The 16,349-nt window shown below is 66.2% G+C and carries 16 protein-coding genes; 9 read left to right on the top strand and 7 right to left on the bottom strand.

Annotated elements, in window-relative coordinates:
• Positions 1-66 precede the first annotated feature (66 nt).
• Entirely contained in the window at positions 67-1,533 is a 1,467-nt protein-coding gene (locus ACWDTD_RS08365) for an aldehyde dehydrogenase (protein WP_449746630.1), read from the bottom strand.
• Positions 1,534-1,597: 64 nt separating this feature from the next.
• On the opposite strand from ACWDTD_RS08365, the gene ACWDTD_RS08360 reads away from it, so the two are divergent.
• From ACWDTD_RS08360 to ACWDTD_RS08325, 8 genes are read left to right on the top strand one after another with little or no spacing between them, the layout of a single operon-like run.
• Positions 1,598-2,188, top strand: coding sequence for a TetR/AcrR family transcriptional regulator (locus ACWDTD_RS08360; RefSeq protein WP_449746629.1), 591 nt, complete (start codon positions 1,598-1,600; stop codon positions 2,186-2,188).
• Positions 2,189-2,244: 56 nt separating this feature from the next.
• Positions 2,245-3,480, top strand: a complete 1,236-nt coding sequence (locus ACWDTD_RS08355; protein WP_449746628.1) for a cytochrome P450 — start codon at positions 2,245-2,247, stop codon at positions 3,478-3,480.
• Positions 3,480-4,280: an SDR family oxidoreductase gene (locus ACWDTD_RS08350; protein WP_449746627.1), complete on the top strand. Its 801-nt coding sequence runs from the start codon at positions 3,480-3,482 to the stop codon at positions 4,278-4,280. The genes ACWDTD_RS08355 and ACWDTD_RS08350 overlap by 1 nt, the downstream gene beginning before the upstream one ends.
• Positions 4,277-5,626, top strand: a complete 1,350-nt coding sequence (locus ACWDTD_RS08345; protein ID WP_449746626.1) for a cytochrome P450 — start codon at positions 4,277-4,279, stop codon at positions 5,624-5,626. The genes ACWDTD_RS08350 and ACWDTD_RS08345 overlap by 4 nt, the downstream gene beginning before the upstream one ends.
• Before the next feature lie 10 nt (positions 5,627-5,636).
• Positions 5,637-5,858: a ferredoxin gene (locus tag ACWDTD_RS08340; protein WP_449746625.1), complete on the top strand. Its 222-nt coding sequence runs from the start codon at positions 5,637-5,639 to the stop codon at positions 5,856-5,858.
• Positions 5,859-5,863: 5 nt separating this feature from the next.
• Positions 5,864-6,421, top strand: a complete 558-nt coding sequence (locus ACWDTD_RS08335) for a nuclear transport factor 2 family protein (protein ID WP_449746624.1) — start codon at positions 5,864-5,866, stop codon at positions 6,419-6,421.
• An 8-nt stretch (positions 6,422-6,429) separates the two neighbouring features.
• A complete protein-coding gene (locus ACWDTD_RS08330; RefSeq protein ID WP_449746762.1) occupies positions 6,430-7,698 on the top strand; it encodes a hypothetical protein in 1,269 nt (422 codons plus the stop codon).
• Positions 7,698-8,582, top strand: a complete 885-nt coding sequence (locus ACWDTD_RS08325) for an SDR family NAD(P)-dependent oxidoreductase (protein ID WP_449746623.1) — start codon at positions 7,698-7,700, stop codon at positions 8,580-8,582. Before ACWDTD_RS08330 ends, ACWDTD_RS08325 begins: the two co-directional genes overlap by 1 nt.
• A 10-nt stretch (positions 8,583-8,592) precedes the next feature.
• On the opposite strand, the gene ACWDTD_RS08320 is transcribed toward ACWDTD_RS08325, so the two are convergent.
• From ACWDTD_RS08320 to ACWDTD_RS08295, 6 genes are all read right to left on the bottom strand, one after another.
• Entirely contained in the window at positions 8,593-9,453 is an 861-nt protein-coding gene (locus tag ACWDTD_RS08320; RefSeq protein WP_449746622.1) for a DUF4396 domain-containing protein, read from the bottom strand.
• A 96-nt stretch (positions 9,454-9,549) separates the two neighbouring features.
• Complete coding sequence (locus tag ACWDTD_RS08315) at positions 9,550-10,548, bottom strand: NAD-dependent epimerase/dehydratase family protein (RefSeq protein ID WP_449746621.1); 999 nt, start codon at positions 10,546-10,548, stop codon at positions 9,550-9,552.
• Entirely contained in the window at positions 10,545-11,612 is a 1,068-nt protein-coding gene (locus tag ACWDTD_RS08310) for a phosphotransferase family protein (protein WP_449746620.1), read from the bottom strand. Before ACWDTD_RS08310 ends, ACWDTD_RS08315 begins: the two co-directional genes overlap by 4 nt.
• Complete coding sequence (locus ACWDTD_RS08305) at positions 11,609-12,718, bottom strand: TIGR03857 family LLM class F420-dependent oxidoreductase (RefSeq protein ID WP_449746619.1); 1,110 nt, start codon at positions 12,716-12,718, stop codon at positions 11,609-11,611. The genes ACWDTD_RS08310 and ACWDTD_RS08305 overlap by 4 nt, the downstream gene beginning before the upstream one ends.
• Entirely contained in the window at positions 12,711-14,297 is a 1,587-nt protein-coding gene (gene fadD1 / locus ACWDTD_RS08300; protein ID WP_449746618.1) for a fatty-acid--CoA ligase FadD1, read from the bottom strand. Before fadD1 ends, ACWDTD_RS08305 begins: the two co-directional genes overlap by 8 nt.
• Positions 14,298-14,858: 561 nt before the next feature.
• The gene (locus tag ACWDTD_RS08295; protein WP_449746617.1) at positions 14,859-15,350 is read right to left on the bottom strand and encodes a hypothetical protein; all 492 of its coding nucleotides are present in this window, start codon (positions 15,348-15,350) and stop codon (positions 14,859-14,861) included.
• Positions 15,351-15,427: 77 nt separating this feature from the next.
• Here ACWDTD_RS08295 and ACWDTD_RS08290 point away from each other — a divergent pair, with 77 nt between their 5' ends.
• Complete coding sequence (locus tag ACWDTD_RS08290; RefSeq protein ID WP_449746616.1) at positions 15,428-16,348, top strand: PaaI family thioesterase; 921 nt, start codon at positions 15,428-15,430, stop codon at positions 16,346-16,348.
• Position 16,349 lies beyond the last annotated feature (1 nt).

The raw sequence follows: 16,349 nt of genomic DNA, 5'->3' as shown, positions 1-16,349 counted from the left end.
ATGCCTGCTCTCTGTATGTCGAATGATGTCGGGTGCGAAGGGTGTGGGCGTGATGGGGGTGGACGATCAGGCCGGGGTGGCCACGGCCTTGGTCTCGAGGTACTCCTCGAAACCGGCCACCCCCATCTCGCGCCCGATGCCGGATTGCTTGTAGCCGCCGAACGGCACGTCGGCCGAATACCAGATGCCACCGTTGATCGACATGGTGCCGGTGCGAACGCCGTTGACCACCTTGTCGATCCGATCGGGATCGGTGCCCCACACCGCCCCCGACAATCCGTACGGCGAATCGTTGGCGATGCGGATGGCGTCGTCGTCGCCGTCGTGGCCGATGATCACCAGAACGGGGCCGAAGATCTCCTCTTGCGCCACGCGGCTGGAGTTGTCGACACCAGAGATCAGGGTCGGCGACACGAAGTAGCCCGTGTCCTTGTCGCCGGGACGGGTGCCGCCGATCTCGATGGTGCCGCCCTCGTCGCGCGCGAGTGCGATGTAGGACTCGACGCGGTCGCGCTGCCGGGCCGAGATCAGTGGGCCGCAGATGGTTCCGGAGTCGCTGGGGTCCCCGGCGGCCAGTCCGGCGAGTGAATCGCGGGTGGCGGTGATGGCCTCGTCGAGTCGGTTGCGGGGCACCAGGAGCCGGGTGGTGATGGCGCAGCCCTGCCCGGCATGGGTGACCACCGCGAACGCGGCCATCGAGCAGGCGGCGGCGAGGTCGGCATCGTCGAGCACGATGAACGCCGACTTGCCGCCGAGTTCGAGGAACACCTTCTTGAGTGAGGTTGCGGCCGAAGCCATCACCTTCTTGCCGGTCGCGGTGGATCCGGTGAACGACACGATGTCCACACGCGGGTCCTCGGCGAGCTGTGCTCCGAGCGCGTGATCGCTGGAGGTGACGATGTTGATCACGCCGGGCGGGAAGTCGGTCTCCTCGGCGATCACCGTGCCCACCAGGGCTGCGCACCACGGGGTGTCGGGTGCGGGCTTGAGAACCACCGTGCAGCCCGCGGCCAGCGCCGGCCCGATCTTGGCGAAGTTGATCTGGTGCGGGAAGTTCCACGGTGTGATCGCGCCCACCACACCGGCCGCCTCGGCACGCACCTCGCGACGATTCTTCAGACCCATCGGCTTGGCCTCGCCGAGATCTGTTGTCCATGTGTAACTCTCGGCCAGGTCGGCGAAGTAGCCCAGATCGTCGATGGGGCCCTCGAGCTGGGGTCCGTGGGTGAGGAACACCGGGCACCCGACCTCGGCCACCGTCAGCTCCCGCAGCTCGTCGATGTGGCCGCGTAGCGCGTCGCGCAGTTGCCGCAGACAGCGGGCGCGCAGGGCATGATCACGCGCCCAGTCGGTGGTGTCGAAGGCGCGCCGCGCCGCGCCGATCGCGGCGTCCATGTCGGCGGTGGTGGCGTCGGCCGCCCGCCCGATGACTTCCTCGGTGGCCGGGTTGAGGATCTCGAAGGTCCCGCCGCCACCGGGAACGAGTTTGCCGTCGATGAGTAGATCCGACGCGGATTCAGGTCTGAGGGGCATGTGCTGGAACTCCATCTGGACAGGTGTCTGGACTCCCGTTCGACGCTAGTGTAACGTCCACCACATGTCCAGCCCCGTGTCGCAGGAATCGACCCGCCGACGCCTGACGCAACAGCAGGCCGAAACGGTTGCCCGGCTCACCGACGCCGCGGTGGAAGTGCTGAACACGGACGGTTTCGACGGTTTGACCGTGCGGTCGGTGGCCAAGCGCGCCGGGGTGGCACCGGCCACCGCGTACACGTACTTCTCGTCGAAGAGCCACCTCGTGGCCGAGGTGTTCTGGCGCCGCCTGGCCGACGGGGTTCCCGAATCCGACCCGGCACTGCCCGCCGACGAACGGGTCGCGCAGGTGCTGCGCGACGTGTCGATGGTGGTGGCGGGGGAGGGGCAGCTCGGCGGTGCGGTCACCGTGGCGCTTCTCGGTACCGATCCCGACGTCGAACACCTGCGGTTGCGGATCGGCGGATTCATCCGCCAGCGACTCGCGCATGCCCTGAACGTCGATCCGGTCGACCCCGGGCCGGTGGTCGACGCGATCGAGATGCTCTACGCGGGTGGTCTTGTGCACGCCGGCATGGGACACCTCAGTTACGAACAGACATCGGAGCGGCTCGTTGCCGCGGCGCGCCTCATCCTCAACCGAACCCAGCCCTGATTCAACCCCGGGCCGTGGCCGGCGTCGGGGTGAGTACCAGCAACGGAGGAATATCGATGACCGACACCATTGCGGTAGCGGGAATGCAGCAACGGGTCCCATTCGACCCGTACGCCTACGCATTTCACGAGGACCCGTACCCGACCTACGCTCAGCTGCGCGAGCAGGCGCCGGTCTATTACAACTCCGACCTCGACTTCTGGGCACTCGCCCGGCATGAGGACGTGCGCAACGCGTTTCGCGACAGCGTGAATCTGTCCAACGCGTGGGGTGTGTCGATGGACCCGTCGTCGTACGGGCCGGACGCGCACAAGTCGATGTCGTTCCTCGCGATGGACGATCCCAAGCACATGCGTATCCGCAAGCTGGTGTCCAAGGGATTCACGCCGCGCCGGGTGAACGATCTCGCCGGGCGGATCGCCGAACTGACGCAACAACATTGGAGCAAATGCCTGGACAAGGGCGAGTTCGACTACGTCGCCGACTTCGCCGGGCTGCTCCCGATGGACGTAGTCTCCGAACTCGTCGGAGTGCCGGCATCCGATCGTGCACATCTGCGCCACCAGTCCGATCTGTTGCTGCATCGCGAGGAGGGAGTCCTCGACATTCCCGATGCGGCGGTCTACGCCTACCTCGAGTTGCACAAGTACTACTCGGCCATGATCGCCGAGCGACGCAAGAACCTCGGCGAGGATCTGCTCTCGGCGCTGATCACCGCGGAGATCGACGACGAGGCCGGCGGTACGACGGCGCTGACCGAGGACGAGATCGTCGGGTTCATGGTGCTGATGGTGGTGGCCGGAAACGAGACGACCACCAAACTGCTTGCCAATGCCCTGTATTGGGGGTGGCGCAACCCCGACGAACTGGCCAAGGTGTTCGCCGACCCCGACGCGGTCCCGGGATGGACGGAGGAGACGCTGCGCTACGACAACTCCACCCAGATGGTGTTGCGCAAGGTCGCCGCCGACGTGGAGTACGGCGACCACGTGATCCCCGCCGGTCAACGCGTGCTGCTGCTCGTGGGGTCGGCAAACCGCGACGAAGACGTGTTCGATCACGCGGGCCGGTATCAGATCGGCCGGGATTGCGGGCAGGCACTGATGAGTTTCGGTATGGGAACACACTTCTGCCTCGGCGCGCATCTGGCGCGACTGGAGGCCAACATCGGTCTGGGCGAGGTGATGCGCTCGATCCGCGCCGTGGAGATCGACGCCGACAACGCCGAACGTGTGCACTCGGTGAATGTGCGCGGCTTCGCGTCGCTCCCGGTGAAGGTGACGGTGCGCTGATGGCCTACATTCCTCATCCCGAACGCAGACCCGTCCTGGTTGCCGGTGCATCCTCGGGAATCGGCGCCGCCACCGCCGAATACCTCGCCGCCGCAGGCTATCCGGTGGCGCTCGCGGCACGCCGGGTGGAGAAGCTGCAGGAACTGACCGAGGCGATCACCGCGTCCGGTGGCGAAGCGGTCGCGGTGCCGCTCGACGTCACCGACGAGGTCGCGGTGCGTGACTGCGTCGCCAAGGCCGAAGCCGCGCTCGGTCCGATCGAGATCGCGATCTCCGGTGCCGGCGACCTCGACGTGGGGCTCTCCTACGAGATGAGTGAGGCCGACTTCGCGTCGCAGGTCGACATCCACCTCGTCGGCGCCCACCGGCTGTACCGCACCATCGTGCCGGGCATGATCGAGAGGGGCCGTGGCGATTTCGTGTTCATCGGCTCGGATGTGGCCGTCCACCCACGGCCCTGGTCGTCGGCCTACGTGGCCGCGAAGATGGGTGTCGACGGACTTGTCGCCACGGTGCAACTCGAACTCGAGGGGACCGGCGTGCGCGCCAGCATCGTCCGGCCGGGCCAGACCATCACCGGGATGGGTTTCAACCTCGAACCCGAGGTGATGGAGAAGATGCTCAATTCGTGGATCTCCCACGGATTGGCCCGGCACGGCAATTTTCTTCAGCCCGAACACATTGCACAGGCGATCTCGGCCATCGTCGGCATGCCCCGCGGCGCGCACATGCGTGTCGTCGAAGTCGAGGCCGAAGGCGCGATCAAGCGCGACAAGAACGGCGAAGGAGACAACCAGTGACCACCCTGACCACCCCCAAGCGGGTTTCCGGAGGAGACGGCGAATACGGCCACCTCCACGAGCTCGCGACCGATCCGATCTCTCTGTTCTGGCGCGTCCGTGAAGAGTGCGGCGACGTGGGACAGTTCCAGCTCGCCGACCGCGAGGTGGTGCTGGTGTCCGGCGCGCTGGCCAACGAGGAGTTCTTCCGGGCGCCCGACGAGCTGCTCGATCAGGCCGCGGCGTATCCGTTCATGACGCCGGTGTTCGGCGAGGGGGTGGTATTCGACACCAGTCCCGAGAAGCGCTCCGAGGCGATTCACAATGCGGCCCTCAAGGGTTCGCACATGAAACTGCACGCCGTCACCATCCCCCACGAGGTGGAACGCATGGTGGAGCGGATGGGCGACGAGGGCGAGATCGATCTCCTGGAGTTCTTCGGGGAACTCACCATGTACACCTCCTCGGCCTGCCTGATCGGACGAAAGTTCCGCGAACAGCTCGACAAGCACATCTCCGAGCTCTTCCACGACCTCGAACGCGGCACCGACCCGATGGCCTATGTCGACATGCACGCCGACATCGACAGCTTCCGCCGGCGCGATGCCGCGCGCGCAGAACTGGTGACGTTCATCGAAGGAGTGATGACCGAGCGCATCGCGAATCCTCCGGAGAGCAAGGAGGATCGCGATCTGATGGATGTGCTGGTGTCGGTGGGATTCGATGCCAACACCATCACCGGCATGTTCATCTCCATGATGTTCGCGGGCCACCACACCACGCAGGGCACCTCGGCGTGGACGCTGATCGAGTTGCTGTGCAATCCGGACTACATGCGCGAGGTGTACGAGGAGCTCGACGCGATCTACGGCGATACCCCGGAAGGGGAGCGGCCCGAATACACGTTCGCCCACACCCGGCAGATGCCCAAGCTGGAGAACGCGTTCAAGGAGACACTGCGTCTGCACCCGCCGCTGATCATCCTCATGCGGCTGGTGCAGGAGGACTTTCACATCGAGGACTTCGAGATCAAGGCGGGTCAGACAATCGCGGTGTCGCCCGCGGTGTCCAACCGGTTGCCCGAGGACTTTCCCGAACCGAACAGCTTCGACCCGACGCGGTACGACAAGCCGCGGCAGGAGGATCTGGTGAACCGGTGGACGTGGATCCCCTTCGGCGCCGGTCGACATCGCTGTGTGGGTGCGCAGTTCGCCATCATGCAGCTGAAGGCGATCTTCTCGGTGCTGTTCCAGAACTACGACTTCGAGATGGCTCAGCCGGCCGACACCTACCGCAACGACCATTCGAAGATGGTGGTCCAACTCCAGCAGCCATGCGTGGTGCGGTACCGCAGGCGGGTTCGGTAGGAGCGCCGGTATGCGAATCGAGGTGGATCTCGATATCTGCCAAGGGCACGGGATGTGCGAGCTGGAGGCCCCGGATGTGTTCTCCGCGCAGAAGGATCACGTGGAGATCCTCGATCCCCATCCGGACGAGAGTCAACGCGCCGAGGTGGAAGCGGCAGTGCAGTACTGCCCGACCCAGGCGCTGAGAATCGTCGAGACCATCGACGACGAACACAGGGACGAACAGAGGTAATGCACATGACACAGAACACCGGGCCGTTCGATCGCGCCGAACTCGAGGAGATGAAGCAACGGTGGCTCGCCGCGAACATCGAAGCGGAAAAGGCGGGTGACTGGAAACCGTTGGCGGACTTCTACACCGAGGACGCCACCTACGGCTGGAACTATGGTCCCGAAAAGGATTTCATGGCCGTCGGCCGCGATGAGATCCGCGACATCGCACTCGGGCAGGAGATGGAGGGTCTCGAAGGGTGGACCTATCCGTATCAGCAATGGGTGATCGACGACACGACCGGCGACATGATCGGCTTCTGGAAGCAGGTCTATGACCGGACCCGTGAGGACGGCACCCATTACGCGCTCGAGGGCATCCAGGGCAGCTGGTTCAAGTACGGTGGCAATTTCCAGTTCCGTTGGCAGCGTGACTTCTTCGACTACGGCAACGTGTCGGCGCTGTTCATCGAACTCCTCAAGGACAACGCGATGAGCGACGGCATGCTCAAGCGGATCGAGAAGGCCACCGGGGATCAGCCGGGCTGGTATCCCTTCGGCAAGTCACCTGTCGAATTCTGGTGACCATCGAGATGACGTCACCGGCCCGGACGTACTCCGACCTCACCGAGAATCAACTCGCCACCATCGTCCCGGAACTGCTGTTGTCCGGTCAGCTCATCGACCGCAGCGGCATGGCGCACCTGATCAGTGCCTTCGGTCGGGAGACGATGACCCGGGTCGCCATCGAGGAGTGGATGGCGGCCAGCCCGGTGTATACCGCGCGGATGCGGACCGCCCTCGGTATCGACGGCGACGGTGTCGAGGACATGTTCAAGTGCCTGCAACTCGATATCGGCGCGCCGCCGCAATTCATGGACTTCCGCTATGAGATCACCGACCGCTATCACGGTGCTTTTGTGCTGAATCACTGTGGCGCACTGATGGATGTGGAACCTCTCGGCGACGAGTACGTCACGGCGATGTGCCACGACATCGAGGACCCGACATTCGACGCCACCGCGATCGCCACCAACCGGCGCGCCCGGATCCGGCCCATCCACCGGCCACCGCGACGGCCCGCCGACCGGCATCCGCACTGCGCGTGGACGGTGACCATCGAACCCGACCGCGAGGAGTTGCCGCTGCCGGCCGATGCGGAGGAGATGTTCAGCCGTCACGCCGCGACCGTGGAATTGAGCGACATCGACCCCGGCGCGACCGACGGACACATCGACTACCGCGGCGCGCTGCGCGACGACCTGCAGTTCCGCGAATGGTCGGCGACCGCGCTGGTGCGGATCGCCGAAGAGGTGGCACTGCAACACCAACTGCTCGCGCTGGGATTTCTGGTGTCGCTGCGTCGTCACGCCGCCGACGCCGAACAGGTCACCGCGATCTATCGCAAGCAGCTGACCGGTATCGCCGGGCTGGCCGCAGACCGGCTGCGCGCGGCGCTGCGGCTTCCCCCGGACGCGGCCGGACTGGCCGGCGTGATGTCACTACATCCGGTACTCGGCCCGGTGCAGTACACCGGGGTGACCGCCGAGGCGACGGGTCCGGGTGTCACCGTGCGTATTCCGCACGAATCGCCGGCCCGCGCCGACGGCGGATGGATCACCTTGTTCGACGAGGACCACACCGAGCCGTTGCAGGCCATCGCCACCGCGGTCGATCCGCACTGGGTGGTGGCGTCGGCCGTCGACGACGGCACAGCCCTGGTGGTCACATTCTCGGTGTCGCACGAGTCCCTCGAGGAGTCGGGTGAGGTGGCACTGGTGCGCTTCAGCTCGGGAGCCGACTTCCAATTCGTCGACCGGGGCACGTCGTTGCCGATCACCCCTGTCGGCAGCTCGGTGTGATGACACCCGACATGCCGGTAGACGCGCGGCTCGCCGGCCGGGTGGCCGTCATCTCCGGTGCCACCCGGGGCATCGGCCTGGCCGTGGCCTACGCGTTGTCGGGTCGCGGTGTGTCGTTGGTGATCAACGGGCGCGACAAGACGGCCGTCGACGATACGGTCGCCGAGATCGTCGGCGGCGCAGGATATGCGGTGGGCGTCTGCGGTTCTGCCGGTGACGAGGGTGTCGCCCAGCAGATGGTCGACACCGCACTGGCGCAATTCGGTGCGCTGGACATCGCGATCAACTGTGCGGGCATCGCCGAGCCCGCCGGGTCGACGGTGTTGACGATCGAGCCCGACGAGTTCCGGGCGCAGGTGGACGCGCATCTGATGAGCGCGTTCTTCCTCACCCGGGCCGCCGGTCGCGTGTTCGTCGAGCAGGGGACGGGTTCGATCGTGCTGACCGGCTCGGCGGCGTCGCTGGGAACCTTCGGGGGCAGTGGCTATCCCGCGGCCAAGGGCGGGGTGAACGCGCTCGCGCTGGCCGCGGCGGGCGATCTACGGGGCACAGGTGTACGGGTGAACGTGGTGATGCCGGGCGCCAAGTCGCGCTTGTCGTCGGGCGACGACTACGTCCGCCACATCGAGGACCTGCACAGCAGGGGGATTCTCGACGAGTTCACTCGCGACGCCGCGCTCGACCCGGCACCGCCGGACTATGTGGCCCCCATGTACACGTTTCTGGCCAGTGACGCCGCCGCCGACATCACCGGTCAGATCTTCAGTGTCTCCGGCGGATTCATCGGGCGGTTCGATCCGCAGCAACCCACCTTCATCGCCTACCGCGACCACAAGGAGGCGGCGCCCTACAGCCTCACCGAACTCGCCGGTCTGCTGCGCTGAGCATTCCTGGCTACATGCGTTCCTTGATGCCGGTGCCGATGAGCCACCAGTTGACCGGGTAGGCGGTGGCGAAACCGACCACCATCGCGATCTGCATCATCGCCCAGAACACCGGGGTGTTGACGGCCAGACGTCCGTCGAGCCAGGCGGGCATGATCGCCAACTGCACCACGGCCATGGTCGCGTACATGCCCACCTGCCAGGACGTGATCGACAAGGTGTCGGCTTTGATGGCGGCCTTGAGTCCGTCGGCCACGCCGAGGCCGCGCATCGGCGCGATGGAGAAGTACTGGAAGGCGATGCCGATGATGTAGGCGACGATGTAGGCCAGCACCCATTCGGCGTAGATCGAGTCGGCGAACAGCCAATGCCATCCGCCGAGCACCGCCACCACCGGGACCGCGAACACCGCCCACTCCACGATGAGGTCGGCGAGCGAACAACCGGCACCGCAGTGGCAGGTACCGACGAATGTCGACACCCGCATCGAATGCTCCTTGCCCGACAGGCCGAGAGCCGGTGTCATCGTCATGCCCGGCATGGAGTCCCCGTTGCCCGTGTCCCCGTTGTCGGTGGACTCGTTGCCCATGTCCATGTCGTCCATGTCCATGTCGTCCATGGACTCGTCGGGCTTGTCGTCGGCCGTCGCGGTGCGCGGTTGGGCGCGCGACCACCAGAGGTACGCCGCCGCCCAGGCCACCGAGCCGAACAGGGTGACGATCGGCCACACGAGGTTCATCACCGGCATCGGTTGCGGTCTGCGCACGATGTCGATGGTGACGAGCACGGCGCAACACACTGCCAGCGCGACGCTGATCCACGAGATGGTGACGAGCCACGAGGGGATGTCGGCATTGTGAAGCGTCCTCATGAACGGTCATGATTCCAGAGGTCCAGGGCCCGGCGCGAACACGCGAACCGGCCACCACCGACGTCGGCCCCGGATCCGGCGCAAACCGCCCGGCCGTCAGGCACGCCGGCGAGCTTTGGCGCGCTGCACCCAGAATTGCGCGCCCGCGGCGATGGCGTGGGTGACCGGTTGCGGGTGCCAGCCCAGTTCCCGCTCGGCCTTGGAATGGTCCATCTCCGACATGTAATGCATGAGCCGGACGGTGCCCCACCGCAGCCGCCCGGGGGAACGCGTCAGAGTGGACCGCATCGAACCCAGCGCACCCAGGGCGTAGAGGGTCGGCCGATTGAGCACGGGTCGTGGTGGCTCGCGTCCGGCGGCCGCAGCGGCCACTTTGATCACGTCGCCGAGATCGATGAAGCGCTCGGAGACGATGTAGCGTTCGCCGTTGCGTCCGTGCGCGGCCGCCAGGATCAGCGCGTCGGCGGCGTCGTCGATTCCCACGGATTCACAACGCATCCCCCGAATCCCGAAGGGCAGCTTTCCCAATGCGGCGCCGGCCACGAACGCGCCGTGCGGGGTGGGCGCCAAGTCCCCGGGGCCATAGGTGTTCGAGACGCACATGGCGACCACCGGCACGCCGTGCTTGCGGGCGTATCGCAGGGCCAGGTTCTCCGCGGCCACGCGCGAGCGCACGTAGTCGGTGGCCGCCCTGTTCCAGTTGAACGCCACCGACTCGTCGACGACGCGACCTCGACGACGGCCGATGGTGGCCAGGGTGCTGGTGAACACGAAGCGATGCAACGGAAGCCGTGATGCCACCTCGAGTACGTTCCGCAGCAGTTCGACGTTGGTCTGATAAAGCGGCGCGGGATCGGTGAGCCAGGCCCGGGTGTCGACCGCGCAGTGATAGACGTCGTCGCAACCCAGCATCGCTTCGGTGATGGCCGACGCATCGGACAGTTCCCCCACCACCCGCGTCACGTCGAGATCGTCGATCGCACTCGTGTCACTCGACTCCCGGACCAGGACGCGGACGTCCTCTCCGGTGGCGACCAGGTGCCGGGTGAGTGTGGAACCCAGGAAACCACTCGCCCCGATGACCAGGCTCGTCACCGGAGTGCACCTGGATTAAGGTCGTCGACCGCTGCTGCCGCGCGCTGCAACATGACCCGGAACATCGCGTCACCCCGTTCGGTGGGTTGTGCTGCTGCGCAACCGAACACGATGATGAGGGGAGCCTGGATGAGTGAGGTCACGTAATCCTGCCAGCACTGGTCGAGTCCGTACGCGGAGGAATCCACCCCGAAGTCGGTCAGTGCGCGGTGGTAGTCGGCCACGATGGCGCGTTCGTTGATCCGCCGGTCATCGGTTGTGAGGCTGGTGCTCACGAGAAATGCGATGTCGCGCATCGGATGCCCGGTGGTGATGGTCTGCCAGTCGATCACCGTCACTGCGTCGTCGGGCCCGAAGAGCACGTTGTCCACGCGGAGATCCCCGTGGATCAACGCGAAGTGCTCGATCGGAGCGATCAGCCAGGCGCCGGCATCACGGACCAGCCAGTCGACGGTGGCCGACTCCAGTGCGGTGAGTTCGAAGCGGGACCTGAAGACGTCGGCCATCGGTTCGGTGACCGACTCCATCAGCGCCCGGTCCTCGTCGGTCGGCAGCGGGTAGTCGGCGAGGAGTCCGGCATCGTTCCAGCGCGGTCCGTGCAGACCCGCCGCCGCGATGGCGACGTCGCGAACCCGGGAGGCCGAACATCCCGCGATCTGGTCGCCCTGTGCAGCCTCGGCGATGTCCTCGAGAAGAAGCACGAATTCGGCGCCCGACGCCGAACTCACCGCCGCGTGGCATCGGGGGACCGGAACGCGGATGGTATGCGCGAGCTCACGGTAGAAACGGACTTCGTTTCGGAATGCGCCCGAACCGAATTCGCGCTGTGCCTCCGGTCCGGTGGCCAGTTTGGCGACCATGGTGCCGGGCAGCGGCGTGGGTGCGCAATAGCGGAGGTGGAGGCGATAGGAACTCGCCATCTGGCCGGTACCGATCGGTTCGGCGGTCACGTCGTCGATCTCGACGTCGTGACCGTGCGATCGGAGCAGTTGGGTGATCCAGGCGGGGGTGAGGCCGCGGATGTCGGTGGGGATGTCCGCGGGAACGGGCACATGTGTGGTCATGCCACTGCCTCTCGTGATCGAAGCCGGCCCGGATTGGCCGACAGGTGGTCGCGACCCGCGGGCCGCACCGCCCGATACGCGTCGACGACCGGTGCCAGTTCGGTGGGTGTGGCGCCGTGCAGGATCACCGAGTCGACACCCAGATCAAACTGGTGTGCAACGGTTTCGGCGCACTGCGCCGCCGAGCCGACCGCGCTGTCGGCGACCCAGTGCGGCGGAATCGCGGCTGCGAGTTCCACCAGTTGCTCCGTCGACGCGGTGGCGTCGATGGGGCCGTGTGCTCCGGTGAATGCATCGGTGGCACGCAACCGCTCGAGGTCGTCGGGACTCCACCCATTGGCCCGCATCAGCACGTCGGGGTAGCCCTGAAGGTACGTGGCGAGCCGGCCGTAGAGCCGTCGCAGTCGGTCGTCGTCGGCGAGGTCGTCGCCGACGGTGGCCATCACCGACCATATTCGGATGGAGGCGGGATCGCGCCCTGCTCGTTCGGCGGCGTCGCGCACCACTCGCACCGCCGTCGTGGTGGCCTCATCACCGAGAAAGGTGTGCAGCACCACACCGTCGGCGATCTGGCCGGCCAGCGCCAGTGTGCGCGGGCTCATCGTGACCAGCAGGATTGGTAAAGGTGTCACGGTCACACCGAGATTGAGCAGCGGATAGGTGCCTGCGGGGCCGTCGTGCCCGATGATCATCTCGCCGCGCCACAGTCTTCGGAGTATGTCGGCGATGTCGGCGAGTTGGGCGCCGGTGACCGGATCGAGGCCGAGGATCTGCCACTGCGGAGTGATGCCCCTACCGAGTCCGAGGGCGAACCGGTCGCCGGTGAGTTCGGCGAGGGTGGCGCCCATCGTGGCGGTGATGATCGGGTGTCGCGTGTTGTGGTTGGTCGCGGCCGTTGCCACCCCCATGCGGGAGGTGGCCGCGCCGAGGGCCCCGCTGAGGACGCCTGCGTCCTTGACGTTGAAACGCTCGGACACGAACGCCGCGCCGAGACCGATGCGTTCGGCGAACTGGGCCTCGGCGACGAGCTCCGCCGGTGTGACCGGATGCCGGGAAAGTGCGTAGTAGCCGAGCTCGGGCAGGGTGTTGCTCGTGTGTTCAGACACTATCGGTGGTCCGGTATTCGGTGGTGCGTGCGGGACGGACCCATAACTGATCTCCAGGGGCGGTGCTGATCCCGTCGTTGCGGAGTTGGCGCTTGATGATCTTGTTGGTGGCGGTGGTGGGCAATGCCCGCGAGATCCGCACGAAGGTCGGCCATGCCTTGGGTGACAGATCCGGTTGCGCGCGAAGTGCGTCGGCAAAGCCGCCGGGCGTGAGTTTGGTGTCGTCGTTGAGCACCAGCGCGGCCATTACTGCGTCGCCGACATGCTCGTCGGGAACCGGGTACACGGCGACCTGACTGATCTCCGGAATGCGTTGCAGGATGCGCTCAATGGGGCCCGCGGTCATGTTCTCCCCGTCGACTCTCATCCAGTCGCCGGTCCGGCCGGCGAGGTAGATCCACCCGTCGGCGTCCTTGTAGGCGAGATCGCCCGACCAGTACATTCCGTCGCGTAGCCGTTCCGAGGTGGTACCGGGGTCGTTGTAGTACCCGGTGAACATGCCCGGGCCGCTCGTATTGACAATCTCCCCGATCGCATCGTCGCCGTTGGCGATGGCACCGTTCGCGTCGAATTGGGCCGGCGGACATTCGGTTCCGGTGGCCGGGTTGTACACCGCCACACCGGGAAACCCCTTACCGATCGAACCTGCGGGTGTGCCGGGTTCGCGGGTGATGATGATGGCGAGCTCGGTGGAACCGAAACCGTCCCAGACCTTGCAGTCGAAGCGTCGCGAGAACTGGTCGATGTCGCGGTCGGTGGCCTCGTTGCCGAACGCCGCACGCAGCGGGTTGTCGGCGTCGTCGGGTCGCTCGGGGGTGGCCAGAATGTAGGCGAGGGGTTTGCCGACGTAGTTCATGTAGGTGATCCCGTAGCGGCGAACGTCGTCGAGGAACGACGATGCGGAGAACTGTGCGGGCACCATCGAGGCGCCGGTGGCGGTGGCGACACAGTATCCGCCGAGCAGCGCGGCCGAATGGAACAACGGCATCGACAAATAGCAGACATCGTCGGAGGTGATCTCGAATTTCTCCGCGAGCGGAGGGCCGGCGAACGGAATCAGCATGTGCGCCAGCTGAACCGGCTTGGGGTTGCCGCTGGTGCCGGAAGTGAAGATCAGCATGAAGGGGTCGGTGGCGGTGGGCACCGAGTACGGGGTCAGTTCACCGGCAGCGGCGAGCGCGGCGGCCCAGTCGTCGGATGTGGTGTCGATGACGAGGACCCCGGGCAGGTCGAGGCCGTCGAGCAGGGTGAGGTGCTCGGGGTCGGTGAGCAGTATCTGACAGTCGCCGCGCAGGATGTCGCTCGCGAGCGCCTCGCCGCGCCGGGTGTTGTTGATCCCGACGGTCACGTACCCGCCGAGCGCACCGGCCGCCAGCGCGGTGAGCATCGTGGGAGTGTTGCCCAGCAGCACGCCGATGTGCATGGGCCGGGTGTCGTCGGCTCGCGCGAGTACCGCGGCGGCCGTGTGTCGGGCGTCGTCGATGTGCTCCCGCCAGGTCCATTGCCGGTCGTTGTACCGGACCGCGACGGAGTCGTCGTCGGAGCGTTCGATGAGGAGCTCGGTGACTGTCTGGGCCATGGCCCAAATCTAGAACCTGTTTCACCTAGGAGTGTACAGATCTGGAATATTGTCTACTCCGCTGGTGGGGTCCGCGTTCCGTCGAGCGTGCCCAGATTCGGGTTGAGCGTGCCCAGATCCGGGTCGAGCGTGTCCGGTGGCGGTGGTTTCGACAAGCTCAACCAGCGGCGGGGCGCGCTCAACCAGTTGTTGAGCCGAGGTCCGCATTCCGACTGTGCCGTACTTTGATGTCACCTGGTGACACCGATCTACGGCACAAAGGGGGATAGCGCACACGACGCCGGTCGAGCGTGCCCACTTTCGCGTCGAGCGTGTCCGGTGGGGTGGTTTCGACAAGCTCAACCAGCGGGGAAGCGCGATCAACCGGCGGCGGGGCGAGCTCAGCCAGCGGTTGAGCCGTCGGCGGTCTTACCGACTGTGCCGTACTTTGGTGTCACCTGGTGACACCGATCTACGGCTCAAAGGGGGATAGCGCACACGACGCCGGTCGAGCGTGCCCACTTTCGCGTCGAGCGTGTCCGGTGGCGGTGGTTTCGACAAGCTCAACCAGCGGGGAAGCGGTCACCGATCGATGGTGCCGCTCCCCGGGCTGAGTGTGAAGGTCTGTCCACCGCGACCCACCACGCTGGTGGTGAAGGAGATCTTGCCGGTGCCGGTCCGCAGCGCGGGACTGACCACCGGGGTGGCGCCGCGGCAGGCCGCGAACACCGAAGTGCCTGTACGGCCGGATGATTCGTTGCGCCAGGTGATGCCGATCCGTGCTCCTGACAGGCTGGTCAGACATGCGTTGCCGGGCATGGGTTCCACCCAGACGCGTGTTGCGTCCGCGCCGGACGACGCCGCGGCGAGTGGTGCCACGAACGCGCCGGTGGGCAGGTTGTTCTTGATGGCGATGCCGACATTCGGCGTCTGCGTGATCGACAGTTTCGCGATGTCGGTTGTGGTCGGGGGCGTCGGCGCGGCCGAAGCGTTTGCGGTCCCCATCAGAGCTGCCGTCGTGGCGGCGGCAGCGACGATCAACGAAACGCCGCCGCGAGCCAGAGTTCGTCCCATCAGTATCACCAGTCCCTTTCGTCACACAAGGTACCAGCGACCAAGAGGGGCCGCGAATCGCTTGATAGGACTGTGACATGACCGATCGCGCCCGCTCTGCCGCACGATTCGACGTCGGGTGGCCCGCCGATCCGATGGCGGTGTTCCACGTTGGCAACCTCGAGGTGGAGGGCAACCGGGCCCGGTGTGAGCAGCAACTCTGTGCCGAGTTCGCCGACCACCGCGGCCGCATCGACCTGCCCGCCTTCGCGGTGCTCTTTGACCACCTTTGCGGAATCCCGTATTACCGGACCGTCGGCCCCTGTATGCAGGCCCGACTCAACATCTCCGCGATCGGCTACGTCGCGGTGGATGACCGACTCACCGCGACAGCAGAACTCCAGTTGCACGACGACGTGACCGGTGTCGGCGCCGTGCGAATCGCATCGGATACCGGCCTCGCCTGTTGCGTCGGCACCGCGCGCAATGTGGCGGTGAGCCGGGCGTCGGCGACAGACGAGCTGGAGATGATGGTGCCGATCCCCGATTGTGCTCGAGCACAAGGCATTCGGCTTCCCGAACCCATCCCCACCGCCCTCAGTGGAGCACGGATCGTCGAAGAGATCGCGGCTGGTGTGCGGCCCGCCGGCCCCATCGTGGATCTGCTGCGTGGCCGGGTCGATGTGCCATACCTTGCCGGCGACACCCTACGGTTCATCGTCGAGACGCACCCGTGGATGGCGAACACGTTCGACACCATGCACGGTGGCGTGATCGGCGCCATTGTGGGACAGGCGTTCTCGCTTGCAGGGCAGGCGCACACGGCGCCCGGCGCCGACTACCGGCTCGCCGACATGTCGGTCGGCTTCTTCCGCTCGCCCTCGGTACACGGCGCCGAAGTGATCGTCGACGTCGAGGCCGTCAAGGTGGGCAGGCGCGTGGCGTCTTTCACGGGCCGGATGATCGCGCACGACGGCACGCTGCTCGCCGAAGGCGTCGCGGACGTGCACTACGGATAAG

Source organism: Gordonia sp. NPDC003425 (assembly GCF_053588635.1).
This window is presented reverse-complemented; position numbering and strand designations above follow the sequence as displayed.